Annotated in this window: 23 protein-coding genes; 1 reads left to right on the top strand and 22 read right to left on the bottom strand. The window is 73.4% G+C overall.

All coding sequences use genetic code 11. The features are described from left to right. Nucleotides 1-212 precede the first annotated feature (212 nt). From aroC to FHX78_RS08380, 3 genes are all read right to left on the bottom strand, one after another. Entirely contained in the window at nt 213-1,397 is a 1,185-nt protein-coding gene (gene aroC, locus FHX78_RS08370) for a chorismate synthase (RefSeq protein ID WP_145866822.1), read from the bottom strand. Nucleotides 1,398-1,579: 182 nt separating this feature from the next. Further along, nucleotides 1,580-2,965, bottom strand: a complete 1,386-nt coding sequence (locus FHX78_RS08375) for a class II 3-deoxy-7-phosphoheptulonate synthase (protein ID WP_145866823.1) — start codon at nt 2,963-2,965, stop codon at nt 1,580-1,582. 83 nt (nt 2,966-3,048) lie between these two features. Continuing rightward, nucleotides 3,049-3,729, bottom strand: a complete 681-nt coding sequence (locus FHX78_RS08380) for an FMN-dependent NADH-azoreductase (protein WP_145866824.1) — start codon at nt 3,727-3,729, stop codon at nt 3,049-3,051. Between the two features lie 211 nt (nt 3,730-3,940). Between FHX78_RS08380 and FHX78_RS08385 the strand changes: the two genes are divergently transcribed. Continuing rightward, on the top strand, nt 3,941-5,143 hold the full coding sequence (locus tag FHX78_RS08385) for an IS110 family RNA-guided transposase (protein WP_145866178.1): 1,203 nt from the start codon (nt 3,941-3,943) through the stop codon (nt 5,141-5,143). A gap of 174 nt (nt 5,144-5,317) precedes the next feature. On the opposite strand, the gene pheA is transcribed toward FHX78_RS08385, so the two are convergent. The 19 genes from pheA to FHX78_RS08480 form a co-directional block, all read right to left on the bottom strand. Beyond that, nucleotides 5,318-6,223: a prephenate dehydratase gene (gene pheA / locus FHX78_RS08390; RefSeq protein ID WP_145866825.1), complete on the bottom strand. Its 906-nt coding sequence runs from the start codon at nt 6,221-6,223 to the stop codon at nt 5,318-5,320. A 9-nt stretch (nt 6,224-6,232) separates the two neighbouring features. Beyond that, complete coding sequence (locus FHX78_RS08395; RefSeq protein WP_145866826.1) at nt 6,233-6,637, bottom strand: nuclear transport factor 2 family protein; 405 nt, start codon at nt 6,635-6,637, stop codon at nt 6,233-6,235. Next, nucleotides 6,634-7,575, bottom strand: a complete 942-nt coding sequence (locus tag FHX78_RS08400) for an NAD-dependent epimerase/dehydratase family protein (RefSeq protein ID WP_208766183.1) — start codon at nt 7,573-7,575, stop codon at nt 6,634-6,636. Before FHX78_RS08400 ends, FHX78_RS08395 begins: the two co-directional genes overlap by 4 nt. A gap of 35 nt (nt 7,576-7,610) precedes the next feature. Continuing rightward, the gene (locus FHX78_RS08405; RefSeq protein WP_145871785.1) at nt 7,611-10,355 is read right to left on the bottom strand and encodes a non-ribosomal peptide synthetase; all 2,745 of its coding nucleotides are present in this window, start codon (nt 10,353-10,355) and stop codon (nt 7,611-7,613) included. A gap of 121 nt (nt 10,356-10,476) precedes the next feature. Beyond that, nucleotides 10,477-11,415: a carbohydrate kinase family protein gene (locus FHX78_RS08410; RefSeq protein WP_145871787.1), complete on the bottom strand. Its 939-nt coding sequence runs from the start codon at nt 11,413-11,415 to the stop codon at nt 10,477-10,479. Nucleotides 11,416-11,459: 44 nt separating this feature from the next. Next, complete coding sequence (metK, locus tag FHX78_RS08415) at nt 11,460-12,665, bottom strand: methionine adenosyltransferase (protein WP_145866828.1); 1,206 nt, start codon at nt 12,663-12,665, stop codon at nt 11,460-11,462. Nucleotides 12,666-13,278: 613 nt separating this feature from the next. Then, nucleotides 13,279-14,040, bottom strand: coding sequence for a response regulator transcription factor (locus FHX78_RS08420; protein WP_145866829.1), 762 nt, complete (start codon nt 14,038-14,040; stop codon nt 13,279-13,281). Nucleotides 14,041-14,724: 684 nt separating this feature from the next. Continuing rightward, a complete protein-coding gene (locus FHX78_RS08425; RefSeq protein ID WP_145866830.1) occupies nt 14,725-15,906 on the bottom strand; it encodes an FAD-dependent oxidoreductase in 1,182 nt (393 codons plus the stop codon). A 102-nt stretch (nt 15,907-16,008) separates the two neighbouring features. Then, a complete protein-coding gene (locus tag FHX78_RS08430) occupies nt 16,009-16,482 on the bottom strand; it encodes a DUF1772 domain-containing protein (protein WP_145866831.1) in 474 nt (157 codons plus the stop codon). Next, nucleotides 16,479-16,973, bottom strand: a complete 495-nt coding sequence (locus FHX78_RS08435) for an ester cyclase (RefSeq protein ID WP_145866832.1) — start codon at nt 16,971-16,973, stop codon at nt 16,479-16,481. The genes FHX78_RS08430 and FHX78_RS08435 overlap by 4 nt, the downstream gene beginning before the upstream one ends. Nucleotides 16,974-17,005: 32 nt before the next feature. Continuing rightward, a complete protein-coding gene (locus tag FHX78_RS08440) occupies nt 17,006-17,182 on the bottom strand; it encodes an acyl-CoA carboxylase epsilon subunit (protein ID WP_145866833.1) in 177 nt (58 codons plus the stop codon). A gap of 46 nt (nt 17,183-17,228) precedes the next feature. Next, the gene (locus FHX78_RS08445; protein WP_167531955.1) at nt 17,229-18,761 is read right to left on the bottom strand and encodes an acyl-CoA carboxylase subunit beta; all 1,533 of its coding nucleotides are present in this window, start codon (nt 18,759-18,761) and stop codon (nt 17,229-17,231) included. Nucleotides 18,762-18,763: 2 nt separating this feature from the next. Continuing rightward, on the bottom strand, nt 18,764-19,624 hold the full coding sequence (locus tag FHX78_RS08450) for an ester cyclase (protein WP_145866835.1): 861 nt from the start codon (nt 19,622-19,624) through the stop codon (nt 18,764-18,766). A gap of 61 nt (nt 19,625-19,685) precedes the next feature. Further along, nucleotides 19,686-20,795, bottom strand: a complete 1,110-nt coding sequence (locus FHX78_RS08455) for a 3-oxoacyl-ACP synthase III family protein (RefSeq protein ID WP_145866836.1) — start codon at nt 20,793-20,795, stop codon at nt 19,686-19,688. Between the two features lie 2 nt (nt 20,796-20,797). Next, nucleotides 20,798-23,326: a beta-ketoacyl-[acyl-carrier-protein] synthase family protein gene (locus tag FHX78_RS08460; RefSeq protein WP_229924178.1), complete on the bottom strand. Its 2,529-nt coding sequence runs from the start codon at nt 23,324-23,326 to the stop codon at nt 20,798-20,800. Next, entirely contained in the window at nt 23,323-24,615 is a 1,293-nt protein-coding gene (locus FHX78_RS08465) for a beta-ketoacyl-[acyl-carrier-protein] synthase family protein (RefSeq protein ID WP_145866837.1), read from the bottom strand. The genes FHX78_RS08460 and FHX78_RS08465 overlap by 4 nt, the downstream gene beginning before the upstream one ends. Further along, a complete protein-coding gene (locus FHX78_RS08470) occupies nt 24,612-25,016 on the bottom strand; it encodes a 3-hydroxyacyl-ACP dehydratase FabZ family protein (protein WP_145866838.1) in 405 nt (134 codons plus the stop codon). Before FHX78_RS08470 ends, FHX78_RS08465 begins: the two co-directional genes overlap by 4 nt. Then, nucleotides 25,013-26,290 (bottom strand): beta-ketoacyl-[acyl-carrier-protein] synthase family protein, encoded by a 1,278-nt coding sequence (locus FHX78_RS08475; RefSeq protein WP_145866839.1) that lies wholly within the window; start codon nt 26,288-26,290, stop codon nt 25,013-25,015. Before FHX78_RS08475 ends, FHX78_RS08470 begins: the two co-directional genes overlap by 4 nt. Then, nucleotides 26,287-26,739, bottom strand: coding sequence for a hotdog family protein (locus FHX78_RS08480; RefSeq protein WP_145866840.1), 453 nt, complete (start codon nt 26,737-26,739; stop codon nt 26,287-26,289). The genes FHX78_RS08475 and FHX78_RS08480 overlap by 4 nt, the downstream gene beginning before the upstream one ends. Nucleotides 26,740-26,816 lie beyond the last annotated feature (77 nt).

Genomic DNA, 26,816 nt, shown 5'->3' on the forward strand with positions numbered 1-26,816 from the left:
GGGGGCGGGAGAGCGGGTCGTGCCGGGTACGGAGGGGGCCGGTCGCGCGCTGTGGCCTCGCCGTCCCGTTGGCCGTCACCGGCCGCCCCGACCTCCCCTCGCCCCACGCCCGGCCGGGACCGCCGGGACCGCCGGGACCGCCGGGACCGCCGGGACCGCCGGGACCGCCGGGGCGGCCGGGGTACGGGCGCCGGATGGCGGGTGGGCGGCGCTCACCGTACGACCAGGTGGTCCAGGTACGCGGTGACGTTGCGGCGGGTCTCGGTGACGCTGTCGCCGCCGAACTTCTCCGCCACCGCGTCCGCGAGGACCAGCGCGACCATCGCCTCGGCGACGATGCCGGCCGCCGGTACGGCGCAGACGTCGGAGCGCTGGTGATGGGCGAGCGCCGGGCGGCCCGTGCTCACGTCGACGGTCGTCAGGGCCCGCGGGACGGTCGCGATCGGCTTCATCGCCGCCCGCACCCGCAGCGGTTCACCCGTGGACAGCCCGCCCTCGGTGCCGCCGGAGCGGGCCGTGACCCGGCGGATGCCGCCGGGCGTGGGCACCATCTCGTCGTGGGCCCGGGTGCCGGGCACCCGGGCCAGTCCGAAGCCGTCGCCGACCTCCACGCCCTTGATGGCCTGGATGCCCATCAGGGCCCCCGCCAGCCGGGCGTCAAGACGGCGGTCCCAGTGCACGTGCGAGCCGAGGCCGACCGGGACCCCGTACGCCAGCACCTCGACGACGCCGCCGAGGGTGTCACCGTCCTTGTGAGCCCGGTCGATCTCCGCGACCATCGCCGCCGAGGCGTCCGCGTCCAGACAGCGCACCGGATCGGCGTCCAGCCGCTCCACATCGTCCGGGGTCGGGTGGACACCCCGGGGCGCCTCGGCGCCCGCCAGTTCCACCACGTGGCTGACGATCTCGACGCCGGCCGTCTCCTTCAGATACGACCGGGCCACCGCGCCCAGGGCCACGCGCGCCGCGGTCTCCCGGGCGCTCGCCCGCTCCAGCACCGGTCTGGCCTCGTCGAAGCCGTATTTCTGCATGCCGGCGAGGTCGGCGTGGCCCGGCCGGGGGCGGGACAGGGGCGCGTTGCGGGCCAGGTCGGCCACGGCCATCGGGGCCACCGGGTCGGCGGCCATGACCTGCTGCCACTTGGGCCACTCGGTGTTGCCGACCATGACCGCGACCGGGGAGCCGAGGGTGAGGCCGTGGCGGACGCCGCCGAGGAAGGTGACCTCGTCCCGCTCGAACGTCATCCGCGCGCCGCGGCCGTGGCCGAGTCGGCGCCGGGCGAGGTGGTCCGCCACCAGGTCCGTGGTGACCGGCACCCCGGCGGGCAGCCCCTCCAGTGTCGCGACGAGTGCGGGACCGTGGGACTCCCCCGCGGTCAGCCAGCGCAACCTGCCCACGGCAGTGCCCCTTTCGTCCGTCGGTGACCGGCGGGCGGGCGGCCCGCCGCGCGGCAGCCCGTCACGGCGGTGGCCGCCCTCGAAGTGACCTTCACCCCCTGCCGCCGCGCCGCGGGCACGGAACGCGGTGCGCCCGGGGAGCGGCCGGACGTGTGCGGCGCGAACGGTTCGGACGTCATGGCTCAGGCCGCCGGGCCGTCGGGCACCGGCCGGTCCCCGTGCAGGAACTCGGCGACCAGGAAGGCCAGGTCGAGCGACTGGCCGCGGTTCAGGCGCGGGTCGCAGGCCGACTCGTACCGGTCGAACAGGTCCGGGAAGCCGAGGTCGTGCCCGCCGCCGACGCACTCGGTGACGTCGTCACCGGTCAGTTCGACGTGGATGCCGCCGGCGTGCGTGCCCAGCGCGCGGTGCACCTCGAAGAAGCCGCGGACCTCGGCGAGGATGTCGTCGAAGCGGCGCGTCTTGTGACCGGAGGGCGCCTCCATGGTGTTGCCGTGCATCGGGTCGCACACCCAGGCCACCCGCGCGCCGGACGCGGTGGCCTTCTCCACCAGGTCGGGCAGCACGTCCCGGACCCGGTCGGCGCCGAGGCGGACGACGAAGGTGAGGCGGCCGGGCTCGCCGTCCGGGTCGAGGCGGTCGATCAGCCGCAGGACGGTGTCCGGGGTGGCGGTGGGGCCGAGCTTGACGCCGATCGGATTGTCGATCCGGGAGAAGTACTCCACGTGGGCGCCGTCGAGGTCGCGGGTCCGCTCGCCGATCCAGAGCATGTGGCCGGAGGCGGCGTGGACCCGTCCGGTGCGCGGGTCACGGCGGGTGAGCGGGCCCTCGTAGTCGAGCAGCAGCCCTTCGTGGGAGACGTAGAACTCGGCGTCGTCGAAGTGGTCGGGGCGGGCGCCGGTGGCGCGCATGAAGTGCAGCGCCCGGTCGATGCCGGCGGCGATCGTCTCGTAGGTGCCGCGCAGCGGGGAACCGGCGATGAAGTCGCGGTTCCACTCGTGCACCTGGCTCAGTCCGGCGTGGCCCCGGGCGGTGAAGGCCCGCACCGCGTTGAGGGTGCTGGAGGACGCCCGGTACATCCGCAGCAGCCGCTCGGGGTCGGGGACGCGGGCCTCGGCGGTGAAGTCGAAGCCGTTCACGGCGTCGCCGCGGTAGGTAGGCAGGGTAACGCCGTCACGCGTCTCGACCGGCTGGGAGCGGGGCTTGGCGTACTGGCCGGCCAGGCGGCCGACCTTCACCACCGGCACCGAGGCGGCGTAGGTGAGGACGGCCGCCATCTGCATCATCGTGGTGAGCTTGCGGTGCACGGAGTCGGCGGAGGCCTGAGCGAAGGTCTCCGCGCAGTCGCCGCCCTGGAGCAGCAGGGCCTCGCCCCGGGCCACGGCGGCCAGGCGGTCGCGGAGCCGGTCGCACTCGTCGGCGAAGACCAGGGGCGGGGCCCCGGCCAGTTCCTCGGTGACGCGGTGGAGGGCGGCCGGGTCCGGCCAGTCGGGTCGCTGGGCCGCCGGGAGGCCGCTCCAGGTGTTCACCAGCGCGACGCCGCTCGTCTCCGACTTCAAGGTGTCCATGTCAGAACCTCTGGATTCCGGTGCTACGAAGGGTGGTTGTGGGCAGATGGGCCGTCCCGGGGGCCGGTGCCCGGCCCCGTGTCTCAGGCGCGGACACGCCGGGCGTGCAGGCGGGCGCCCTCCAGCGCCTCCTTGAGCGAGGAGGCGGCGAACTGCTGGAAGGACGCGAGCCGGGGGACGTGTCCGGACTTGGTCATCTCGGCGTGCAGGAAGGTCAGGTCGTCGGCGAGGGCGACCATGCCCAGGGCGGCCCGCAGATAGGGCTCCTGGAAGTCGTAGGAGTGCCGGGGCGTGCCGGGGCCGTAGGCGCCGCCGCGGGCGGTGACGACGACGACCTGCTTGCCGGACAGCGGGCCGGTGCCGGTGTCCGGGTCGACCACCAGGGGCGGTATGACGAGCCGGTCGAACCACGCCTTGAAGGTGGAGGGCAGGGAGAAGTTGTGCATGGGCAGCCCGAGCAGGATCGTGTCGGCGGCCAGCACCTCGTCGATCACCTCCCAGGCCAGCAGCCAGCCGTGCTTCTCCTCGGGCGTCCGCGCGGCGTCCCGCGCCACGTCCAGGCCGCGCTGCCCGCTGCTCTCCAGCCGGTGCATGACGGCGATCTGTCCGGCGTCGATGTGCGGCACCGGCCGCGCCGCCAGGTCGCGGTGCAGGTGCGTGCCGTCCGGGTGGGCCGCCCGCCACGACGCGGCGAACTCGGCGGTGACCCGCCGTGTCGTGGAGCCCGGCCGGGGGCTGGTGTCGAGGTGCAGCAAGGTGGGCATGGGTGTTCCTTAAGAATGTTGGGCGGTCCGGGAGGACCGGGTGTGGCTGATGGGGTGTTTGCCGTTGATGGCTCCCGGAGAATGGCCGCCCGGTCCTCCGGGACGCTCCGACTGCTGATTGAGAACTGCGGGCATCGCTGGTTAAGGACCTGTCGGCGGAGTGTTCCCCGGGCCACAGAAGTGCTGGTCACGGTGGAACGGAGCGACGGGCTTGAGCAGGGCTCACGCGCGGATATGGGTCGGCATCGACGCAGGCAAGGGGCATCACTGGGCGGTGGCGGTGAACGCCGACGGTGAGACACTGTTCTCGACGAAGGTGCTCAACGATGAGGCCCAGATCCTGACGCTGATCGACACGGCCCGGGAGAAGGCCGACGAGGTGCGGTGGGCGGTGGACATCTCCGGCCGTGCCTCCGCCCTGCTGCTGGCCCTGCTGATCGCGCACGGTCAGCAGGTGGTCTACGTGCCCGGTCGCACTGTCAACCGGATGACCGGCGCCTACCGCGGTGAGGGCAAGACCGACGCCAAGGACGCCCTGGTCATCGCCGACCAGGCCCGCATGCGCCGGGACTTCGCCCCGATCGGGACTCCGCCAGAGCTGGTTTCCACACTGCAGCTGCTGACCGGCTACCGGCGGGACCTGATCGCCGACCGGGTCCGGCTCATCAACCGGCTGCGCGACCTGCTGGTCGGCATCTGCCCGGCCCTGGAGCGGGCATTCGACTACTCCGCCTCCAAGGGCCCGGTCGTCATGCTCACCGAGTACCAGACCCCGGCCGCCCTGCGGCGGATCGGCGTCAAGCGGCTGACCACCTGGCTGGAACGACGCAAGGTCCGCAGTGCCGACACCGTCGCGGCCAAGGCCGTCGAGGCCGCCCAGTCCCAGACCACCGCCCTGCCCGGCGAGGCCCGGGCCGCCAAGCTGGTGCGCGACCTGGCCCACCAGCTCCTGGCCCTGGACGAACGGATCAAGGACAACGACCAGGAGATCCGCGAGACCTTCCGCACCGACGACCGCGCCGAGATCATCGAGTCCCTGCCCGGCATGGGCCCGATCCTGGGTGCCGAGTTCGTCGCAATCGTCGGGGACCTCTCCGGCTACCGCGACGCCGGACGCCTGGCCTCGCACGCCGGCCTGGCGCCGGTGCCTCGCGACTCCGGCCGCCGCACCGGCAACTACCACCGGCCCAAACGCTACAACCGGCGCCTGCGCTGGCTGTTCTACATGTCCGCGCAGTCCGCGATGATGCGACCGGGACCTTCGAGGGACTACTACCTCAAGAAACGCGCCGAGGGCCTGATCCACACGCAGGCATTGCTCGCACTCGCCCGCCGACGGGTCAACGTGCTGTGGGCGATGCTGCGTGACAAGAGGCTGTTCACCTCCGTCCCGCCAGTCACGCAGGCGGCTTGACACGATCATTGAGATTCTCCCTGTACGCGCGGTGAGTGGTGGGTCGGGGCGGGACGAGGGGCCGGGCGGGGCAAGGGGCCGGGCGGTGACGCGGCCTTCACGGGCCGGGCGGCGCCGCGGCCTTCATTGGTCCGGGCGGTAACGCGGCCTTCATTGGTCCGGGCCGTCGCGCCGTCACGCGGCCGTGGCCCGCGGGCCGGCGGCCGTGGTGCCGGGTCGGTGGGCGCGGTCGCCGGTCCAGCGGGGGTAGCTGCCCAGGAAGCGGACGTCCACGGACCGGGCGGTGAGCGTGGAGACCGCCTCGCGGACGGCGGGGTTCTCGATGTGGCCCTCGGCGTCGACGAAGTAGCGGTAGCTGCCCAGGCGTTCGCCGGTGGGCCAGGAGTGCACCCGGCTCACCTCGATGCCCCGGGAGGCGAAGGCGCGCAGCACCTCGGCGAGCCCGCCGGGGCCGCCGTCGCCGGGGGCCACGACCAGCGAGGTGCGGTCCTCGCGGGTGCGGGCCGGCGGGAACCACGGCTGGGCCACGCGGACGAAGCGGGTGACCGCTCCGGCCCGGCGGCCGAGCCCCGTGGCCAGCGTCCGCAGGCCGTAGAGCCCGGCCGCCGGCGGGGCCGCGACCGCCGCGAGCCCGGCCGGGCCGGCCTCCGCGACCTCGCGGGCCGCGGCTGCCGTGGAGTCGGCCGGCCGGGTCCGGGCCCCCGGCAGGTGCTCGGCCAGCCAGTCGGCGCACTGGCCGAGGGCGTGCGGATGGCTGAGCACCTCGGTGACGTCCGCCAGGTCCGTGCCCGGCGGCGCCATCAGCGCGAACGCCACCTCCACCTCCACCTCGGCGGTGATGTGCAGTCCGGCGCGGGCCAGCTCGTCCATGGTGGCGGGCACCACACCCCGTACGGAGTTCTCCAGCGGTACCACCGCCGCCCCGCACTCCCCGCGCCGTACGGCGTCCAGCGCCGCCGGCACGCTCGGGAACGCCCGGTGTGCCGTCCCGGCCCCCGGCGGCGGCAGCCGGTGCAGCGCCGCCTGGGTGAAGGTGCCCTCCGGGCCCAGATAGGCGCAGGTGGTGAAGCCGTGCGTCATGGCGGGCCGTCAGCTCTCGATCAGGCGGCGGAACGCGATGGTGTCGAAGACGTCCTCCATCCGTACGGCCTTCCCCTCGCGCAGCGTCCAGGAGTGGACGAACGAGAGGGTCTCCGTGCGGCCGGACAGGGAGGTGACCTCGCGGGTGCCGAAGACGATCACCCGGTCGCCGGACTGGACGATCTCCAGCGGCTGGAGCCGCATGCCGCCCAGGACGGTGGGCACGTGCGCCAGGAACTCCTTGACGCCGGCGTGCCCGACCTTGGTGCCGCCGAGGCCGAACTCCGCCATCGACTCGGGGTGGATCCACTCCATGTCCTCGGCCATGGTCGCGAGCAGGGCGTCCACGTCCCGTGCGTGGAACGCCTGGTAGGCGGCGTGGACGACGCCGACGTTGTCCGTGTACCTGGTCATGCGCGGACCGCTCCTCGGGTGGTGGCGTACTCGGGATACATCGCCTCGACGGTGCGGCGGATGCCCTCCCGCCAGCCGACCTTGCAGGGACCGGTCAGCTCCAGGCGCCGCGTCGGGTCGAACCGGTAGGTCTCGCGGGTCACCTCGCTCGGCACGAGCCGGGCCTCGACCCCGGTCAGCTCCTCCAGGTAGCGGACGCAGTCGGTCATGCCGACGGCCTCGTCACCGCCCCAGTTGGTGAGCACGGCCGGGACCGTCGCGGCCTCCCACAGGCGCGGCACCTGCTCGACGAGGTCGTCGGTGTGGAGCAGGGAGCACCAGTTCTGGCCCTCGACGGGCACCGGGATGGGCTCCCCGGCCAGCATCCGCTTGAAGTAGAGCATCGGGACGCCGCCGTAACCGCCGGGCCCGTAGGCGATGTTGAGGCGTGCGATGACCGTCGGCAGGCCGAGGGTGCGCGCGTAGGCCCGCACCACGCCCTCCGTGGCGATCTTGACGACAGGGTAGACGGGCAGCCAGTCGGCGACGCCGTCGACCGGGTCGTCCTCGGCGTAGGCGTGGTCGAGGGTCTGCCGCTTGTACAGGGCGCCCGTGGACACGTACAGGAACGCCTCGGCGTCGCGGCAGTGGGTCATCAGTCGGCCGGTGGCGACCGTGTTGACCTCGACGGCGGTGTTGAGGTCGCCGTCCTCGCCGCGGCGGACGGCGGAGTGGATGACGTGGGTGAAGTCGCCGGGCAGGGCCGCGAGCGCGGCGCCGGTGGTGTCGTCCATGTCCCAGCGGAAGGTGGTGACGCCGTGCCGGGTCAGTTCCTCCTCCGCGCCGGGGGTGCCGAACCGGCCCAGCGCCCAGACCTCGTTGTCCGCGGCCAGGGCCTTGGCCACCGGGCCGGCGACCTGTCCGGTGCCGCCGGTGACCAGGATCTTCTTGCCTTTCACGCGTTTCCTCCTAGGACGGATGGCTGGGGTCGGGGTCATGTGCCGTCGCCGAGGGCCCGGTCCAGTTCCCGGCGCAGGATCGACTGGAAGCTCGCCACGTGCTGCGGGCCCATCAGCGTGTAGTGCTCGCCGGGCACGTCGAGGAAGCGGACCTCGTCGGAGTGCTCCCGCCAGCGGCTCAGCTCGTTGTCGAGCCAGTCCTGCTTGGTGCCGCGCAGCGGTACGGCGTAGAAGACGGACATGGTGCGCACCCGGCCGCCGGGCGCGTAGGTGCGGCCCAGGTCGGTGAGTCCGTCGGCGAGTTCGGCCCAGGCGGTGAACTTCTCCAGGGTCAGGTCGAGTTCCTCGAGCCGGGCGCGGGGCGCGATGTCGATGAAGTGGGCGAGCTGTTCGGACCGGGAGAGGTGGCGCAGCTTGCCGGGCAGGTCCAGCGACTGCTTCTTGTCGATGAGGGCCAGGAAGAAGGCCAGGTTGGCCGCGGTCTCGACGAAGTCCAGTTCGTCCATGCGGTACTTGATGTGCGGGGGCAGGTTGAAGCTGCCGACGAAGTCGACCCGCTCCCCCTGCTCCTCCAGGACCTTGGCGATCTCGAAGGCGACGGCGCCGCCGTAGGAGTAGCCGGCGACGGCGTAGGGGCCGTGCGGCTGCTTGGCGCGGATGGCCCGGACGTAGGTGGAGACCATCTCGTCGAAGGACTCGAACGGGGTCTCGCCCGGGTTGAAGCCGCGGGCCCGCAGCGCGTAGAACGGCCGGTCGCCGACGAAGTACTTGGCGAGGTTGACGAAGACGAGCACCTCGCCGACGCCCGGGTGGACGCAGAACAGCGGCGTCCTGTCGCCGGTGACCTGCATGGGCACGATCGGGTCGTACGGGCGCTCGGCCGCGTCCTCGCCCAGGTGCGCGGCGAGCAGACGGACCGTGGGCGCGGTCAGCACGGTGATGATCTGCAGGTTGTCCGCGCCGAGCCGCTGGGCGACCAGGCTGCGCAGCCGCAGGATGTCCAGCGAGGTGCCGCCGAGGTCGAAGAAGTTCGCCGTGGCGCTGATCTTCTCGGGGGCGGTGTCGAACATCTCGGCGTAGATCCCGGCGAGGATCCGCTCGGTCTCGCCCTCGGGCGGGGTGTGGCCGCCGAGGCGGCGCAGCACGAGGTCGTCGACGGCCGTGACGACTCCCTCGTAGGCGCCGGCTTCCAGCCGCTTGCGCATCAGGGAGCGCTGGATCTTGCCGAGGCTGGTCTTGGGGAAGGCGTCCTTGGGCAGCGGCAGGATGAGCGAGGGCCTGAAGCCCCAGTGCATGACGACGCTCGCGCGCACCGCGGACAGCACCCGGTACAGGCCGAGTTCGTCGCCTTCCGGGGTCTCCGGGTGGAAGGCGACGACGAGTTGCTCGGTGTCGCTGCCGGGTGCGCGGGTCGGGAAGGCGGCGACGTAGGACCGTGCCACGTCGTCGAGCTGTTCCAGCACGGACTCGATCTCGTGGCTGAAGTAGTTGACGCCGTTGACGATGATGCTGTCCTTGCTGCGGCCGACGAGCGTGAGCCGGCCGTCGTCGAGCCGGCCGAGGTCGCCGCTGCGGAACCAGCCGTCCGCGGTGAAGGCGTCCTGGGTGGCCTGCTCGTTGTTGTAGTACCCGTGGGTGATCATGGGGCCGGTCAGCTGGAGCTCGCCGGTGGCGCCCTCGGCGACCTCGTTGTCGTGCTCGTCGACGATGCGGATGCGCAGCCCCTCGACGGGCCGGCCCAGGTTGGCGAACTCCTGGCCCTGGTCGGAGGCGGGGAACTCGCGCGAGTAGACGCTGCCGGCGCAGGTCTCGGTCATGCCGAACGCGGGCCACAGGGCGTCGGGCGACAGACCGTAGGGGGCGAAGCGCTCCAGGAAGGTCTCGCCGGTGGCGCGGACGACGGCCTCGCCGCCGCTGATGATGTGGCGCAGCCGGGACAGGTCGACCGGGCCCTTCTCGGTGAGCCGGTCGGCGACGGGGTTCATCAGGCCCAGCAGGAAGTTGGGCGTGAACGTCATGGTGACGCCGTAGCGGGAGATCAGGCGCAGGAACTCCAGCGGTTCGCCGAGCACGACGGGCGCTTCGACGTGCAGCTGGGTGGCGCCCGCGTACAGCGGCAGCAGGTGGCACTCCAGGAGGGCGGCGACGTGGTCGAAGGAGACCCAGTTGAAGGAGACGTCGGCGGAGGTGAGCCGGTGGTGGCCGTTCTTGCCGGCCATGGACGCCAGCAGGTTGGCGTGGGTGAGCCGCACCGCCTTGGAGTTGCCGGTGGAGCCGGAGGTCAGCACCAGCAGGGCGGTGTCCTCGGGGGCGGCCTCGTGCAGCAGGGCGGCCGGCTCGGTCGCGTGGAGGCCCTCCAGCGGGGTGACGGCGAGGCCCTCGACGCGCGGCAGCTCCGTGGCGAGCGACTCGGTGGTGACGACGAGCGGCCGGTCGAGCAGCGCGTCCACGTGGGAGAGCTGCGCGGCCCAGCGTTCGGGGTCGCCGCCGAGGGGGGCCATCGGGACGGGCACGAAGCCGCCCAGCAGACAGGCCCAGAACGCCGTCAGGAACTCCTGGGGCCGCTCCAGCAGCAGGACGACCTTGTCCTGCGGTTCCAGGCCCTTGCCGCGCAGGCCGGTGAGCACCCGGCGGGCCTCCTCCACCAGCTCCGGGTAGCGCTGCGGCCGCGCGTCCTCGCCGTCGGCGCCGGCCAGGTGGTAGAGCAGACCGGACTCGGGGTGGTCCTCCGCGGCCAGCAGCAGGAGGTCCGCGATGGTGCGGGTCGACGATATGGCCATGGTCATGGCAGTGCTTCCCTTCTCACTCTTCTCGACGTGCGACGTACGAGGTGCGCAGGGGGGTTCGCGGTGCCGGGGGACGGGCGGGTCGGTGGGAGACGGCGGGGGTGGCCGTCGGGGGTCACAGGGCGGTCAGACGGGGCTCCATGGCGCGGGCCTCGGTCTCGCCGTAGGCGTCCCGGACGCGGGTGAGCAGCGGGGCGGGGCCGAGGACGTACTCCTGGGTGCCGACCGTCTCCAGGACCACGGCGGCGAGCGCGCAGCCGAGGCGGGCGGCGCGGGTGTCGGGCCAGTCCCAGGTCGTGGCGGCGAGGAATCCGGCGCGGAACGCGTCGCCCACGCCGGTCGGGTCGAGGACGTCGTCGGCCGGTACGGCGGCCACGCGCAGCGGCGGTTCGCCGGCCCGGGTGATGTCGGCGCCGTCGGCGCCCCGGGTGACGATCCAGGCGCCGGTGCGGGCCAGCACCTGCGCCTCGGTCCAGCCGGTGCGCTCCTTCAGGAGGGCGGCCTCGTAGGCGTTGGTGAACAGGTACCGCGCCCCGTCGACGAGCCGGCGGGTCGTGGCGCGGTCGAGCCGGGCGAGCTGCTGGGAGGGGTCGGCGGCGAAGGGCAGGTGGAGGCGGCGGCACTCCTCGGTGTGCCGCAGCATGGCCTCGGGGTCGTTCGGCGCGACGACGACCAGGGCGGGCCGGCCGGCGCGGGCGACGAGGCCGGCGAGGCGGATCTCCCGGGCCTCGGCCATCGCCCCGGCGTAGAAGGTGGCGATCTGGTTGTGGTCGGCGTCGGTGGTGCACACGAAGCGGGCGGTGTGCAGGGAGCGGCTGACGCGTACGGCGGAGGTGTCGACGCCGTGGTCGCGCAGCCAGGCCCCGTACTCCGCGAAGTCCTGGCCCGCGGCGCCCGCGACGGCGGCGCGGACACCGAGCCGGGCGAGGCCGACGGCGATGTTCGCGGCCACTCCCCCGCGCCGCACCTCGAGGGTGTCGGCGAGGAAGGACAGGGAGACCCGGTCGAGCTGGTCGGCGATCAGCTGCTCGGTGAACCGTCCCGGGTAGACCATCAGGTGGTCGGTGGCGAGGGAGCCGGTGACGACGACGGCGGGGGTCACAGGCCGGCCACCTCGCGCAGCGCGTCCACGCGGTCGGTGCGTTCCCAGGTGAACTCGGGCAGCTCGCGGCCGAAGTGGCCGTAGGCGGCGGTCTGGGCGTAGACCGGGCGCAGCAGGTCGAGGTCGCGGACGATCGCGGCCGGGCGGAGGTCGAAGACCTCGGTGACGGCGCGCTCGACCGATGCCTGCGGGACGACGGCGGTGCCGAAGGTCTCGACGAAGAGCCCGACCGGCGCCGCCTTGCCGATCGCGTACGCCACCTGCACCTCGCAGCGGGTGGCGAGGCCCGCGGCGACGACGTTCTTGGCGACCCAGCGCATCGCGTAGGCGGCGCTGCGGTCGACCTTGGAGGGGTCCTTGCCGGAGAAGGCGCCGCCGCCGTGGCGGGCCATGCCGCCATAGGTGTCGATGATGATCTTGCGGCCGGTGAGGCCGGCGTCGCCCATCGGGCCGCCGGTCTCGAAGCGGCCGGTGGGGTTGACCAGCAGGCGCACTCCCTCGGTGTCGAGCTTGATGTCGTCCTGCTCCAGCCCGGCCAGGACGTGGTCGACGACGTGCTGCCGGATGCCGGGGGCGAGCAGCGAGTCGAGGTCGACGTCGGGGGCGTGCTGGGAGGAGACGACGACGGTGTCGAGGCGGACCGGCCGGGAGCCCTGGTACTCGACGGTGACCTGCGTCTTGCCGTCGGGGCGGAGGTAGGGGACGGCGCCGCTGCGGCGCACCTCGGTCAGGCGCCGTGCCAGGCGGTGGGCCAGGTGGATGGGCAGCGGCATCAGTTCCGGTGTCTCGTCGCAGGCGTAGCCGAACATCAGGCCCTGGTCGCCGGCGCCCTGCCGGTCCAGGTCGTCGCCGCCCCCGGTCCGGGTCTCCCAGGCCGCGTCGACGCCCCGCGCGATGTCGGGCGACTGGGCGCCGATCGACACCGAGACGCCGCAGGAGGCGCCGTCGAACCCCTTCCTGGACGAGTCGTAGCCGATCCGCAGGATCGTCTCGCGCACCAGCTGGGCTATCGGGACGTACGCCGTGGTGGTGACCTCGCCCGCGACGTGTACGAGACCGGTCGTGATCAGCGTCTCGACGGCCACCCGGGAGGCAGGGTCCGCACGGAGCAGCGCGTCGAGGACGGTGTCGCTGATCTGGTCGGCGATCTTGTCGGGGTGGCCCTCGGTCACGGACTCCGAGGTGAACAGGCGACGAGACACGAGCACTCCCTGGGGGTCGCAGCGGCTGCTGGCTGTCGTGGCCGGTGGGTGGTTCCACCCGGTGTGGGGACAGCGCACCGGACCGTGGCACCCAGCCTCCGTGGCGGGCGGCGGCCGGCTCAACAGCCGCTGTGCCAGGGCCGTGTCGGGTTCGACAAATGGATCGTGCGAGTGACAGAGAAAGTTCAGGGCCGTGTCGGTTCCGGGTCGGTGCGCAGCCGCGCGACGGCGCGGGACCGTGGTCGGAGGAGGGGCGGCGCGACGGCGCGGGGTGGCGGTGGCGGTGGCGCGGGGACGGCGGCGGCGCGGGGACGGCAGCGGCGCGCCATACGGTTCTCGCGTGCGTCGGTACGGGAGTACGGGCCGGGCCACGCGACACGGAACCGCGGGCCACGGTCGGACCCGCGGAGCCCTCACACCCTTCCCCGGACACACCGCAGCCCCCGCCGGCCGTGTCGGTGGCCAACGGGGGCGTTCCATCAGGGTGTTGGGGACCGCCGGTTCCCCCGGCGTCGGTGTACGCGTCGGTGCACTCGTCGGTGCACGCGTCGGTGTACGGCGCCGCTCAGTGCGGCGCGCGGGACGGCCGGGCGGACCGCGGCGGCCCCCGGGCTCAGACGCTGCCGAGCCGGAATCCCACTCCGCGGATCGTGACGATCCAGTCGCTGTCCCCGAGTTTGCTGCGCAGACTGCTCACATGGGTGTCGACGGTCCTGCGGGACCAGGAGTCGCCCCAGACCTGCTGCATCAGACGCTTGCGCGGAATGACGTTGTCCGGATTGGCCGCCAGGAGGTACAGGACGTCGAACTCCTTCCGTGTGACGCCGATCGGCTTCCCGTCGAGGCTCACCTCGCGCGATCCGACGTCGATCCTCAGCGGCCCGCGGGAGATCACGTCAGCGGTCCGCGGCTGCGGCCGGGCGCGGCGCATGACGGCATGCATACGCGCCAGCAGCTCGCGGAATCCGTAGGGCTTGACCATGTAGTCGTCCGCGCCGGCCTGGAGGCCGAGGACGCGGTCGAGCTCGGTGGCCCGTGCGGTGAGGGCGATGATGGGCGTGTCGGACACGGTACGGATGGCCCGGCACACCTCCAGCCCGTCCAGATCGGGCAGTTCGAGATCGATCAGTACCAGGTCCGCCTGGGTGTACGCCTGTAGGGCGGCGCCTCCCGTTTCCGCGCGGTCCACCCGGTGTCCGTGGCGGCGCAATCCCAACAGGAGGGATTCCGCGTGGTGACTTTTGCTTTCCACTACGAGAACGTGCCACGCCTCGCTTCCGCTGTTGATTGACGATTTGACGGTCGCACCCACTCCTTCTCCGGGAAGCGGATTCCGTATGGGTGGTTCGAGCGCGACCTGCGAATGCTGACTCATCGTCTCCCCCTGGACTAGTACAGCTCCGGAGGCACCGACCCGAGGGCGGGGCCCCAATCGCTCGGCGAGCATAAAAACCAGGGCTTTAGTTTGTCAAAGATCGATGGCGCAAACCCGCTGCGCCCGAGCAGCGAAGAGGAGCACCCAATTCCAGGGTGACGGAATCGCACATGTTCGACACAAGCCACCGGACCGCACCGCGGAATAGATCTTTTCGCATCCTCCCCACCAGGCGAATCGATTCCCGGGACCGTCGCCGACCCCGCGTTCACCTGGGCGGAATCGATCATCGGCGGCCGGAGAACCCGGACCGATCCGACCTGACGGGGCATTTCCGGATCTTGGTCGCCCCCGTACGGTCCATAGCGGCCGAAACCGCTGAATCTGCTGGTGGCGGTGACCGTAGCGTGGCTGATTTTTCAACGAAAGGCCACTTCAGGACAGATCCCGACCGGCGCCGGGGTCACGACACCGAGCGACCGAAAACGATAGGTCACATGAATGTGCCCTACTAACCCGAAGGTTCCCGGCCGCCCTCCGCCCGCGCGCGGAATCGCGCCTCCCCGTACGCATCACGTCCGTGAGGAAAAGGCGCCCCTCCCGGCTGGAATATGCCGGACGGGCCGCCGAAGGGTACGGCGGCCCGCTTTCCGTTCACGAATGAACCATGTGAGGGTGTGGTTCCTACCCGAACTCCCGCACGCGGGCGCGTGAACGGGACAGCGCCTCGACCGCGCGGGCGGCGGCGGTGCGACCGCTGTGGAGGGAGACCTCGGCGAGGATGCCGGGCGCCGCGACGCTGTCGCCGGCCAGGAAGACCCCCTCGCCCCGGTCCACCGCGGGCCGGTCCCGCCAGGTGCGGCCCGGCAGGTCGAGCGCCCCTGTGCGGCCGCGCGAGACGTAATCGCGCTGCCAGGTCGTGCGCTCCCGCCAGCCCGGCGCGGTCAGGTCGTACAGCGAGCGCAGCCGGTCCAGGGCCGCCGCCTTCGACTCACCGGCGCGCAGCGGCATCTGCCCCTGCCACAGGTCCTCGCCCGCGGGTGCGAGCGTGGGGTCGTGATCGCTGTAGTGGCCGACGAACCCGCCCTCGTCCATGTCGAAGGTGACGTTGCCGTCCTTCTTCGACGGTGTCATCGCGACGTCGAGCAGCACGGAGGCGCCGCTCTCCCAGCGCAGGCCGGGGTCCCCGAGCAGGGTGCGCGCGGCGTCGAGGCTGGTGGCGACCACCACCGGCCCGTCCTCGGGCAGTTCGGTGATCCGGGACCCGGTCTCGACGCGTACGCCCAGCTCGCGGGCGCGGTCCGCCATCCGGTCCACGACGGCGCCCCAGCCCCCGATGACGTAGCGGGTGGGCAGCGGGTACTTGGGGGTGCCCACCCGCAGCAGCCGTTCGAAGACGAAGGCGGCCGACAGGCGCGCGGGGTCGGCGTCGTACAGGACCGGGCCGAGGAAGCCGACCGAGTCCCGCACGGCCTGTTCGCCGAAGAGCGGGGTGGCCCAGTCGCGGAAGGACAGCTCGTGCGGCGGTACCCTGCGCCGCCCCAGGAGCGTCATCCGGAGGTAGCCCGCCGGCAGCGAACCGCGCAGTTTCCCGCGGCGCCGGAACCTCATCCGCATCACCTCCTGCGAGGTGAGCCGGACGAACGGGCCGGCCAGACCGCGGCCGAGCAGCCACTGCCAGGGTTCGCCGTTGACGAAGAAGACGTGGGTGCCGTCGTTGGTGACGTACGGGGACTTCGTGGAACGCGCCCGTCCGCCCAGGGTGGAGTGGGATTCGTGGAGGGTCACCGGTGCGCCCAGTTCGGCCGCGGCGATCGCCGCCGCCAGCCCGGCCAGGCCACCACCGACGATGGTGATGTGCGCCATTAAGTCAACTCACCTCTGCTTTGGCGGTGTCGAAGGGGTGGCCGGCGCCGTCCGCCCGCAGGGTCCGGCGGGCGGACGGCGCTCACGGCCGGGTGGTCGCCGTCACGGACGGGCGACCATCACGCACAGCGCCACGAGTCCGAGCAGCTGGAGCGTGACGAGCACGCCCAGGACGCCGTCGGACCTGCGCTGCAGGGCACGTGCCTCGGGCAGTGCGCCCTGGCCGGACGCGGCCGCGGTCAGCCGGCGGTTGATGGGCGCCGGGACCTTGTTGAAGACGACCAGCCACGCGACGAGCGCGGCGCAGGCGACACCGCCCGCCACCGCGGCCGTGGTCTCGCCCGCGGCAGCGGCCGTTCCCGTGCCGCCGAGCGCGGCGAGCAGTCCGAGGGTTCCGGGGAGGGCGAGCCGCTTGTCGCCGTAGCGGTGCACGTTGCCCATGACCTGGACCAGCGTGGAGTCGTCCACGTGGGCCAGGGCCGGCCGGACGACCGTGGCGGAGAAGAAGTCCGTGCCGAAGACGACGGCGTTGGAGACGACGGCCAGGACGGCGAGGATCTGGAAGGTCGTGGTCATGCCGCCGTCGCCTCCGCCCGGATCCCGGCCCCGGCCTCGGTCCCGGTCCCGGTCTCGGTGCCGGCCCCGGTCTCGGTCTCGGCCCCGGTCTCGGGGAGCACGCCGAGCTGCTGGAGCAGTTGGTACAGGTTGATCTCGTCCCAGTGCTCGGCGAACCGCCCCTCCTCCACGCGCCATATGTCGATGGTGTGCATGCTGATCCTGCGGCCGGTGGGCTCGATGCCCATGAACGGGCCCAGGTGGGTGCCCTCGTAGGAGTACCGGCCGACCACGCGGTCACCGGACGCGATCACGTCCTCCGCCGCGGCCGTGACGTCGGGGAACGCGGCGAAGAACTCCTTCCAGAACGCCCGGTTGCCCTCCCGGCCGGGCGCGATCAGCACGTTGTGGTCGATGTAGTCCTCGACGAGCAGGTCGTCGACGGCGTCGGCGTCGCGCTCGTTGACCATGGTCACGAAGGCGTGGGCAAGCCGGGTGTGGTGCTCGGTCACGGTGGTCTCCTCGGAATCGGTGGTGGAGGCGGTCAGTCCCGCCAGGAATGCGGGGCGTGGTACGGGTGGGCGCGCCAGCGGGTCGAGGTGGCGCCGTCCTCGTCGGGCGGCCGCGGACGTGCGGCGGCCCGGGCCAGCACGAGCGCCGTGAGGGCCGCGACCTCCTCCTCGCTCGCGTGGCCCTTCTCGACCCTGAGCAACGTGGTCATGGCGGTCTCCGGTGTCGGTGGGTGGGCTGCCGGGGAGGTGCGTGCGTCACTGGGGCGGGTTGCCGTGCTTGCGGGCGGGCAGATCGGCGTGCTTGGCGCGGAGCATCGCCAGCGAACGGATCAGCACCTCGCGGGTCTCGGCGGGGTCGATGACGTCGTCGACCAGACCGCGTTCGGCCGCGTAGTACGGGTGCATCAGCTCGGACTTGTACTCCTTGACCATCCGGGCCCGCATGGCGTCCGGGTCCTCCGCCTCGGCGATCTGCCGGCGGAAGATGACGTTCGCCGCGCCCTCGGCGCCCATCACCGCGATCTCGTTCGTCGGCCAGGCGTACGTCAGGTCCGCGCCGATGGACTGGGAGTCCATGACGATGTACGCGCCGCCGTACGCCTTGCGCAGGATCAGCGAGATCCGCGGCACGGTGGCATTGCAGTACGCGTACAGCAGCTTCGCGCCGTGACGGATGATGCCCCCGTGCTCCTGGTCGACGCCCGGCAGGAAGCCGGGCACGTCCAGCAGCGTGAGCAGGGGAATACTGAAGGCGTCGCACATCTGGACGAAGCGGGCGGCCTTCTCGGACGCCTCGATGTCCAGCACACCCGCCAGCGACTGCGGCTGGTTGGCGACGATACCGACGACCTGACCGTCCATCCGGGCCAGCGCGCAGATGATGTTGCGCGCCCACCGCTCGTGGACCTCCAGGAACTCGCCGTCGTCGACGATCTCCTCGATCACCTTCGCCATGTCGTACGGCCGGTTCCCGTCGGCCGGCACCAGGTCCAGCAGCACCTCGCTGCGGCGCTCGGCGGCGTCGGAGGACTCCACCCGGGGCGGGTTCTCGCGGTTGTTCTGCGGCAGCAGCGACAGCAGGTAGCGCACCTCGTGGATGCACGTCTCCTCGTCGTCGTAGGCGAAGTGGCACACACCCGAGGTCTCGGCGTGCACATCCGCACCGCCCAGACCGTTCTGGGTGATCTCCTCCCCCGTCACCGCCTTGACCACGTCCGGCCCGGTGATGAACATCTGCGACGTCTCACGCACCATGAACACGAAGTCCGTCAGCGCCGGACTGTACGCCGCACCCCCCGCACACGGACCCAGCATCACACTGATCTGCGGGATCACACCCGAGGCCTTCGTGTTCCGCTGGAAGATCCCGCCGTACCCCGCCAGCGCCGAGACGCCCTCCTGGATACGGGCCCCCGCGCCGTCGTTCAGCGACACCAGCGGCGCACCCGCCGCGATCGCCATGTCCATGATCTTGTGGATCTTCGTGGCGTGCGCCTCACCCAGCGCACCACCGAAGATCCGGAAATCATGGGCGTAGACGAAGACCGTACGGCCCTCGACCGTGCCCCAGCCCGTGATCACACCATCGGTGTACGGCTTCCTGGCCTCCAGGCCGAACCCCGTCGCCCGGTGCCGGCGCAACTGCTCGACCTCGCTGAACGACCCCGGATCGAGGAGGAGTTCGATGCGCTCCCGCGCGGTCAGCTTGCCCTTGGCGTGCTGCGCCCGGGTCGCCTTCTCGCTCGGGCCGGCCAGGGCCCGGGCGCGGATCTCGTGCAGCTCGGCCACGCTCATGCGTCCCCCACCGGCGTCAGTTCGCTGGTGACGGAGGTCCAGCCGTGGCCGGGCTCCGCGGCCCGCCCCTCGGCCAGTTCCGCCCAGGGGTCGATGCCGTACACCTCCACGGCGGTCGTGCGCAGCCAGGTGTCGAACGGGTCGGTGGAGGCGCGCAGGCGACGCCCGGCGCGTCCCGGGTCGTGGGCCTCCAGGGAATGGACGACGACGTCCGCCCCGGCGGACCCCTGCCGCCAGAAGGACTCGCGCACGATGCCCGCGCGGCGGCGCGAGGCCTCGTACTCCCGCAACCGGGGCCCGGCCAGTTCCTCCTGGAGACGTTTCCACCGGCCGGCCGCGCCGGGCAGCAGCGGCAGGAGCGAGGTGACCGTCGAGACGGCCGCGCCGCGCGAGGCGCGGGCCCCGCCGCGCCGGCCGGGCGCGAGGCGGCGCATGCCGAGTTCGGCGAGCATGTTGGACTCGACGCCGATGCCCCAGCGTTCGCGGATCAGCCCGTCCCGCAGCCGCCACACCACCACGCCGTGGAACGCGACGGCCCGGCCGGTGGGCGGCAGGCCGAGGAAGTCGCCGAGGTGCGTCCCGCGCCAGGTGTTGTGGATGACCACGTGGTCGGCGTGGGCGCTGATGTCCTCGATGGTCACGTGCAGGTCGGGGAAGCCCTCGCGCAGGCCCGCGATGGTGTACCGCACGCCCTCCAGTCCCTCGGGGGCGCCGGGCAGGGGCTGGTGGTCGACCATGTCGTCGCCGTACAGCTCGTCGACGACGGAGAAGTCGCCCTGGTTGACGAACTCGTCGAACACCCGCCGGATGATCGCCTTGTTGCGCTCGCGCGCGGTCTCTGACTCGACTGTGGACACGGCACAGCCATCCTTTCCGTCTGGTCCGTGGAGTGGGCGCGGCCCGAAGGGGGCCGCCGCCTCAGGGGGTGGGCGCCGGGACCTCCCAGGTGAGCGTCAGCCCGGCGTACAGGTAGCGGCTGGCCTCGATGGCGAGCAGCAGGACGGTGTCGTCGGGCCGGATACGGCCCCCGGTCCAGCCCGCGTCCAGTGCGAGCGGTACGGCCGCGGAGCCGGTCGCGCCCACGTCGGCGAGGTTCTCCACGATCGTCTTGCCCAACGTCCGCTGGTCCTCGGCGCTGAGCCCGGCGGTGCCGTACTCGCTGCTGAAGTACTCGGCGTTGCCCTCCGGCAGTACGCAGGCGTCGATGTCGGCGAGCTCCAGGCCGGAGCGGCGCAGCAGGTCGTGGATGCCGTCGACGAAGACCCGGGGGCCGAACGTGGCGGTGCCCGGGATGTCGATCCGGATGTCCATCAGCCGCTTGCGGCGCTGCTGTTCGGCGAGCGGGGCGTCGGTGCCGCCGCCGGCGATGAGCATGCCGGGTTTGCGGGCGCCGCCCATCGACCGGGTCGCGAAGGCCGGGCGCGGCCGACCGGCGGCGGAGCCCTCCTCGCCGGCCCGCAGGACGGCCGCGCCCGCGCCGTCGCCGAAGGTGTGGACGGTGAGCCGGTCCCGCATCCGCACCCGGTCCGGGTCCTGGCCCAGGTAGAACGGGACCAGCAGCGGTGAGACGGACTCCGCTCCGATGACCAGGGCGGTGCGGTGGGTGCCGTCGGCCAGCAGCCGGCGGGCGATGTCGAACGCCTGCACGGCGCCCACGCAGCCGGCCCGGACCTCGATCACCGCGCAGCTGTCCAGGCCCAGTTGTTCCTGGACGCGGGTGGCGGCGACCGGTAGCGGCTGGTCGGGGCTGGCCGTCGACATGACGATCAGATCGACCTCGTCGGCCCCGACCCCGGCCCGCCGGAGGGCCTGGCGGGCGGCGGCGGTCGCCATCCGGGAGGTGCTGGTGCGGTGTTCGCCGGTCTCCGGGTCGGCGATCCAGTGGCGGCGGCGCACCTGGATGCCCTCCAGGACGTCGTCGGGCAGGGGCCCGGCGAGGCGGGCCAGGGTGGCGTTGTCGATCGGGTCACCGGGCAGGTGGGCGCCGGTGGCGAGGACCGAGACATGGCGGTCGGTGGTCTGGGACATGATCAGTTCTCCGTGGCGGGGCGCAGGACGAGGCTGATGTGGGTGCCGCCGAGCGGGGAGCTGTTGACCAGCACCGGGCCGGGGCGCCCGCCGTGCTCCCAGTCGGTCAGGGCCAGGACGGCGGCGAGCTGGGCACCGGCGCCGACGGGTTCGCCGAGCCGTCGGTGCGGGGCGTGCACGGGGCAGGCGCCGTCGGGGAGGAGACGGCGGGTGGCGCGGGCCTCGGGGGCGTCGGCGGCGCTGATGCCTCCCGCGCCGGACCAGATCGCGGTCAGCTCCTCGGGGCGGACGCCGGCGTCCGCGAGGGCCGCGCGCATCGCGCGTTCCACGCCCTCGCCGCGGGCGTCCCAGCGGCCGAGGCCGGCCGCGTCGGAGGCGGTGGCGTGGCCCGTGAACTCGGCGAGGACGCGGGCCCCTCGGGCCCGTGCGGCGGACGCGCGCTCCAGCACCAGGGCGATGCCGGCCTCGGCGAGGGTGTAGCGGCGTCCGGCCGGGCCGGCGAACAGCGGCAGTCCGCGGTAGGCGTCGAGGACGCCGGGCGAGAGGTCCTCGACCGCCGGGACCAGTACGGCGTCGGCCCGGCCGCGGCGCAGCAGGTCGTGGGCGACGGTGAGGGCGGAGGCGCCGGCCGCGTGCCCGGTGGCGGCGGTGGAGGTGGGGCCCCTGGCGCCGACGGCCATGGCGACCTGGCCGGCGGCCGCGTTGAAGACGGTGTTGGGGAAGACGGCGGGGCCGGCGTGGGCCGGACCGCCGTCCAGGACGGGCAGCAGGAAGTCCTCGGTGCTGCGCATCGGTCCGAGGCCGGTGCCCAGCACCACGCCGACCCGCTCCCCGGCGGTGAGCCCGGCGTGTTCCAGGGCGGCGCGGCAGGAGGCGACGGCGAGGCCGCCGAGCCGGTCCATCCGGCGGCGCTCGCGCGGGCCGGTGTGGCGCCGCGGGTCGAAGTCGGCGCGGGCGACGCGCAGACCGTCCTCCTCGGCGCCCAGCGCCCTGCCCGAGGTCCAGGCCCGCCACAGTGCGGCGGCGCCGTCGCCGGCCGCCGAGATCACTCCGAAGCCGGTGACGACGACCGTCTCGTCCGGCGGCGCGGGCGGCGCCTCGAAGCGGTGGCCCGGGGATCCGAAGGCGACACAGGCGTTGGCGCCGGCGAAGGCGAAGTTGTTCGACAGGGCGGCGTTCAGGTCGAGCGGCCGGGCGGTGTGCGGCACCGCGTCCAGGCCGCACCGGGGGTCGGTGCCGGTGAAGTTGGCGGTGGGCGGCGCGGTCTGCTCGCGCAGGGCGAGGACGGTGACGACGGCCTCGACCGCCCCGGCCGCGCCGAGCAGGTGCCCGACCATGGACTTGGTGCTGCTCAGGGTGGTCTTCTCGGCGGCCTCGCCCAGGGCCGCGCGGACGGCGTTGGACTCGGCGGAGTCGTTCTTCGGGGTGCCGGTGCCGTGCCCGTTGATGTAGCCGACGTCCTCCGGGACGAGCCCCGCGGTGTGCAGGGCCTGGCGGATGGCGCGGGCGGCACCCTCGCCCTGCGGGTGCGGGGCGGTGGCGTGGTAGCCGTCCGCGGACAGGCCGTATCCCAGCACCTCGGCCAGGACCGGTGCGCCGACGGCCCGGGCGACGTCCTCGGCGACGAGGACGAGCATGCCGCTGCCCTCGCCGAGGGACAGTCCGTCGCGGTCCCTGGAGTACGGCGCGGCGGGTGTGGCCGACAGGGACTGGAGGCTGGTGAACCCGGCGAAGGCCGTCTCGGTGAACGCGTCGCTGCCGCCGACCAGCATGGCGTCGGCCCGTCCGGCGCGGATGGCCTCGGTGGCGTGGGCGAGGGCGTGGGCGCCGGACGCGCAGGCGGTGTTCACCGACAGCAGCGGGCCCTTGAGGACGAAGGCGCCGCTCAGCGCCTCCGCCATGGCATGCGGCGGGACCAGCAGGTAGTGCCGGGGGTCGCCCGGGGCCGGGCGGCCCTCGCGGGAGCGGCGCAGTACCTTCTCGGCGCTGCGCAGACCGCCGTTGCAGGTGCCGAAGGCGACGCCCCAGCGTTCGGCGGGCACGGCGCCGGTGAGGCCGGAGGCGGCCAGCGCCTCCTCGGCGGCGGTGAGCGCGAAGTCCAGGGCCGGTTCGCGGTCGTGGCCGCCGATGTCCGCCAGGTAGTCGTAGGCGGGGCGGCGGACCCGGGGCACCTCGCCGCCGACGGTGGTCAGGTAGCCGTCCATGGGCAGGCCCCGCACGGGCCGGATCGCGGTGATGCCGGCGCGGACGTTCTCCCACAGCGGTCCGGCGCCGTCGCCCTGCGCGGTCACCGCGCCCACGGCGCACACGACGATGCGCCGGGCGGCGGCCCCGGGGCCCGGTGGGTGACCGGTGATCGGACCGTGGACGCCGTTCGGGTCGGCGGGGGTGCCGAGGCCGTCGCCGCCTTCGGGGGCTCGGGAGGGGGCGTAGGAAGGGTCGTCCATGGCTGCCGTCCTCTCCGCCGGTTCGCGGCGGTCGGTGCTCGGTCCGGTGCTGCGGGGCGCGGGCAGGCCGCTGCCGTGGGTCATGCGGCACGCTCCAGGGCGACGGCGACCGCCTGCCCCTCCAGGCCCCGGGCGAGGGCCAGGGCGGAGGCGGGGCGGCTCTCGCGGGGCGTGCCGGGTACGTAGTCCAGGTCGCAGGCGGGGTCGGGGTGTTCGAGGTTCCGGGTCGCCGGGACGACCCCGGAGTCCAGGCTCAGCGCGGCCACGGCCACGTTGAGCGCCCCGGCGGCGCCGACCAGGTGCCCGGTCTGCGGTTTGACGCTGCTGATCTGCGCCCGCTCGGCGGAGGCGCCGAGCGCGTCGCGCAGGGCCGCGGTCTCGCCCACGTCGCCGAGCCGGGTGGCGCAGCCGTGGGCGGCGACGTAGTCGACGTCCGTCGAGTGGCCGGCGTCGCGCAGGGCGGCGCCGATGGCCCGCCGCAGACCGCGGGCGCGCGGCTCGGAAGCGGGCGGGCGGACGCAGTCGTTGCCCGCTCCGAAGCCGGTGATCTCCGCGTAGACGCGGGCGCCGCGGGCCAGCGCGCGCTCCCGTTCCTCCAGGACGAGCAGGGCGGAGCCCTCGCCGAACACGGAGCCGCCGCGGTCGCGGTCGTACGGCCGGAAGGCCGCCGGGCCGAGGGCGTTGCGGGTGGAGAGCACCCCCAGCCCGTCCATCTTGGACATCGCCCACCAGCCGGTCGCGTCGTCGTACCCGCCGGCCAGCACCACGTCGGCCTCGCCCCGGCGTACGGCGCGCAGGCCGCGGCCGACCGCCATGGCGCCGGAGTCGGCGGTACCGGCGAAGTAGGCGTTGGCGCCACGGATGCCGTACTGCTCGGAGATGTGGAAGCCGGCGGCGGGCTGGAGGCCCTCCACGAAGAACAGGGGCGCGATCACGGAGCCGGCCGTCTCACCGAGCCGGCGCAGGTCGGGGCTGCCGTCGTCGGCGCGCACCGCCTGGAGCTGGGCGATCAGCTCGTCCATGCGGGGCATCTCCTTGTTGCTGCCGAGGAAGAGGCCCGTGCGGTGGCCCAGTTCGGCCCGTCCGCCGTCGTCCAGGCCCGCGTCGCGCAGGGCGAGGGTGGCGCCCGCGAGGGCGAGCCGGTCGCCGCGGCACAGCATGCGCAGGGTGCGCCGGGAGGCCCAGGCCGCCGGGTCGAAGCCGTGGATCTCGGCGCCGATGGTGGTGCGCAGGGGCGCGGGGTCGTAGGCGCGCAGCGGGCCGATGCCGGAACGGCCGGCCAGCAGGGCGTCCCAGGTGGCCTGGTGGCCCTCGCCGAGCGCGGTGAGCAGCCCGATGCCGGTGACCACCACGCGTCGTCGCTCGCCGCTCATGCCGTGCCCTCCCAGGGGTCCCGAACCGGTTCCAGGGCGAGCGTGCGGGCGGTGGCGACCACCCGCCCACCGGCCTTGGCGACGGCCCTCAGTTCGGTCAGCCGCTCGCCGCGGCCGGTGACGTCGACGGTGATCTCGACCTGGTCGCCCGGGCCGACGAAGTGCTTGAACCGCACGCCCCGCACCGCGCGCAGCCGCCAGGAGCCGCCGTCGCCGGCCGCGGCCTTGGCGAGGGCGGTCATGCTCTCCAGGAGCAGTACGCCCGGCAGGACGGGGTGGCGCGGGAAGTGCGTGGCGAAGACGGGCAGGGTGCCGGGGACGTTGCGGACGGCGACGGCCCGTTCCCCGGGGACCAGCTCCACCAGCCGGTCGAAGGAGGGGAGCAGTACGGAGGTGGTCATGCGTCCTCCCGGTGGGCGCCGATGACGAGGCTGGTGTTGGAGCCGCCGAACGCGAAGGCGTTGACGAGGACCGCGGAGACGGCGGCCGGGCGGGCGGTGTGCGGGACGAAGTCGAGGTCGAGTCCGCGGTCGGGGGTGTCGAGGTTGAGGGTCGGCGGGACCAGCGAGTGCCGGATCGCGCCGATCCCGGCGAGCACGTTCAGGCCGAGGCTCGCCGCCGTGAGGTGTCCGGTCATGGACTTGGGCGAGCTGACCAGCAGGCGGCCGGCGTCGTCGCCGAACACCTTCTTGATGGCGGTGGTCTCGGAGCGGTCGTTGCCGTGGGTGCTGGTGCCGTGGGCGACGACGTAGTCGACGGCGCCGGTGGGCAGGCCGGATTCGGCGAGGGCGCCCTCCATGGCCTGGATCGCGCCGGAGCCGTCGGGCGGGGAGTCGGTGATCCGCCAGGCGTTGAGGGTGCTGCCGTAGCCGAGGATCTCGGCGAGGACGCGGGCGCCGCGGGCCAGGGCGGACTCGCGTTCCTCCAGGACGAAGGCGACGGCGCCCTCGCCGATGACGAAACCGGAGCGGTCCGCGTCGAACGGGCGGGAGGCGCGCTCCGGGTCGTCGTTGTACCGGTCGGTGAGCGCGCCCAGGAGGCTGAAGCCGAGCAGGTCGAGCCAGGTGGTGAGCGAGTCGTGGCCGCCGGCCAGCATCAGCCGGGCGTCGCCCTCCTGGATGGCCCGGAACGCCTCGCCGAGGGCGTGCCCGGAGCCGGCGCAGGCGGTGCTGACGCCGATCATCGGTCCGGTGGCCGCGAGGGTGCGGGCCATGGCGCTCATCGGCAGGTTCTGGTTGTCGGTCAGCGCGGTGCGCGGCGGCTGGGTGACGAACGCGTCGGGCCGGCCGGTGGTGGCGCGCAGGTGGCCGACGTCGAGCAGGGCGCGCAGTTCGGGGCGTCCGACGCTCGCGCCCATGGCGACACCGCGGTCCTCGGGGGCGTACCACCGCTCGCCGGTGGTGTCGATGCCGGCGTCGCGCTGCGCCTCGTACGCCGCCGCGACACCGAACCGGCCCACGCGGGACAGGTGGCCGCGGTGGACGTCGGGGGGCAGGGCGGCGGCCGGGTCGAAGTCCTTGACCTGGGCGGCGATCCGCACTGGGAAGCCGGCGGCGTCGAACAGGGTGAGCGGTCCCACGCCGGAACGGCCGGCCGCCAGGGACGCCCAGGTGGTGGGGGCGTCGTTGCCCACGGGGGTGACGGCGCCCATGCCGGTGATGACCACGCGCTTCATCGGACCGGCCCCCCGCCCTGCAACTGGTGGGCCATGCGGGCGGTGTCGGCGGGGTCGTCGAGCCGCTCGTTGGCGACGAGCGCGCACAGGATGCCCCTGGCCTCGAGGACGGTCTCGCCGTCGACGGTGACCGTGCCGTCGACGAGCGCCGCCTCGTCGTTCATCGACTCGACGGTGGCGTCCATGCGCAGGACGTCGCCGGGGACGATCTCGCGGTGGGCGGTGGCCTCGTGCACGGCGAGCAGGGCGGCGCGCAGCCGGTGGTCGGTGGAGAGCATGACGAGCCAGGTCGCCGACTGGCAGAGCGCTTCGAGTGCCAGCCCGAAGGGCAGCACCGGGCCGGCGCCGACGGGCTGCCACAGGTCCTCGTCGACGGAGGTCACCTTGCGGGCGGCGATGTGCCGGTGGGGGGTCCAGGACTCGATCCTGTCGATCAGGTGGAATCGCATCGTCTCTTCCTTCTTCACGCGTCGTCGCCTCCCGACGGGGGCGGGGCCTTCCGGATCGCCCCGGGGCCGGTGCGAAG

This window comes from Streptomyces capillispiralis, assembly GCF_007829875.1.
Lineage (GTDB): Bacteria > Actinomycetota > Actinomycetes > Streptomycetales > Streptomycetaceae > Streptomyces > Streptomyces capillispiralis.

Bases quoted from the DNA above. Each gene is read 5' to 3' on its own strand.
- FHX78_RS08375 (WP_145866823.1), bottom strand. From the start codon at position 2,965: ATGGACACCTTGAAGTCGGAGACGAGCGGCGTCGCGCTGGTGAACACC.
- FHX78_RS08380 (WP_145866824.1), bottom strand. From the start codon at position 3,729: ATGCCCACCTTGCTGCACCTCGACACCAGCCCCCGGCCGGGCTCCACG.
- pheA (WP_145866825.1), bottom strand. From the start codon at position 6,223: ATGACGCACGGCTTCACCACCTGCGCCTATCTGGGCCCGGAGGGCACC.
- FHX78_RS08395 (WP_145866826.1), bottom strand. From the start codon at position 6,637: ATGACCAGGTACACGGACAACGTCGGCGTCGTCCACGCCGCCTACCAG.
- FHX78_RS08405 (WP_145871785.1), bottom strand. From the start codon at position 10,355: ATGGCCATATCGTCGACCCGCACCATCGCGGACCTCCTGCTGCTGGCC.
- FHX78_RS08410 (WP_145871787.1), bottom strand. From the start codon at position 11,415: ATGGTCTACCCGGGACGGTTCACCGAGCAGCTGATCGCCGACCAGCTC.
- FHX78_RS08420 (WP_145866829.1), bottom strand. From the start codon at position 14,040: ATGAGTCAGCATTCGCAGGTCGCGCTCGAACCACCCATACGGAATCCG.
- FHX78_RS08425 (WP_145866830.1), bottom strand. From the start codon at position 15,906: ATGGCGCACATCACCATCGTCGGTGGTGGCCTGGCCGGGCTGGCGGCG.
- FHX78_RS08430 (WP_145866831.1), bottom strand. From the start codon at position 16,482: ATGACCACGACCTTCCAGATCCTCGCCGTCCTGGCCGTCGTCTCCAAC.
- FHX78_RS08440 (WP_145866833.1), bottom strand. From the start codon at position 17,182: ATGACCACGTTGCTCAGGGTCGAGAAGGGCCACGCGAGCGAGGAGGAG.
- FHX78_RS08455 (WP_145866836.1), bottom strand. From the start codon at position 20,795: ATGTCCCAGACCACCGACCGCCATGTCTCGGTCCTCGCCACCGGCGCC.
- FHX78_RS08460 (WP_229924178.1), bottom strand. From the start codon at position 23,326: ATGACCCACGGCAGCGGCCTGCCCGCGCCCCGCAGCACCGGACCGAGC.
- FHX78_RS08465 (WP_145866837.1), bottom strand. From the start codon at position 24,615: ATGAGCGGCGAGCGACGACGCGTGGTGGTCACCGGCATCGGGCTGCTC.
- FHX78_RS08470 (WP_145866838.1), bottom strand. From the start codon at position 25,016: ATGACCACCTCCGTACTGCTCCCCTCCTTCGACCGGCTGGTGGAGCTG.
- FHX78_RS08475 (WP_145866839.1), bottom strand. From the start codon at position 26,290: ATGAAGCGCGTGGTCATCACCGGCATGGGCGCCGTCACCCCCGTGGGC.
- FHX78_RS08480 (WP_145866840.1), bottom strand. From the start codon at position 26,739: ATGCGATTCCACCTGATCGACAGGATCGAGTCCTGGACCCCCCACCGG.